The 546-nt window shown below is 50.4% G+C and carries 2 tRNA genes; both read right to left on the reverse strand.

The window, feature by feature from the left end:
• Positions 1 to 177: 177 nt before the first annotated feature.
• Positions 178 to 253, reverse strand: a tRNA-Ala gene (locus tag ACFOZ5_RS13350).
• Positions 254 to 346: 93 nt separating this feature from the next.
• Positions 347 to 423 (reverse strand) — tRNA-Ile (locus ACFOZ5_RS13355).
• Between the last annotated feature and the right edge of the window lie 123 nt (positions 424 to 546).

The following is a 546-nucleotide window of genomic DNA, read 5'->3' on the forward strand; positions in this document are numbered from 1 at the left end:
TTGATCGTTATCGCTGAAACTCTGTTCTGAACTAGAAGAACAAAGCTTCGTGTTTCAATCTCATCCGAATTGTTAAAGAGCAATTCTGACCCAGTGATCAGAAAGGAAGGCTTCAGCATTCTGAAACATTCGTTTCTGTACACTACATTTGCCAGGACATTCCGTTCAGGGTAGTTTTGGTGGAGCTGAGCGGGATCGAACCGCTGACCTCCTGCGTGCAAGGCAGGCGCTCTCCCAACTGAGCTACAGCCCCTTACAGTAGCCAAGAATTTTGCTGATCTAGGCATCAAAGTGCGCCGCATAGCCTGCTATGCAAGTGCTTTGATAACGACGAGCAGCGAAATTCTGGTGGGTCTGGGTGGACTTGAACCACCGACCTCACCCTTATCAGGGGTGCGCTCTAACCACCTGAGCTACAGACCCGGTTTTGCCTGTCTCACGACAAGCCAAGTCGGGCCCGAAAGACCCTTTGCTCTCTTCTCATTGACCAAGTAATTCGTGTGGACTCTGACCGAAACCTCCAGCGTTCGTTAAGGAGGTGATCCA

It is taken from the genome of Marinobacter lacisalsi (assembly GCF_042651045.1).
Classification (GTDB): domain Bacteria; phylum Pseudomonadota; class Gammaproteobacteria; order Pseudomonadales; family Oleiphilaceae; genus Marinobacter; species Marinobacter lacisalsi.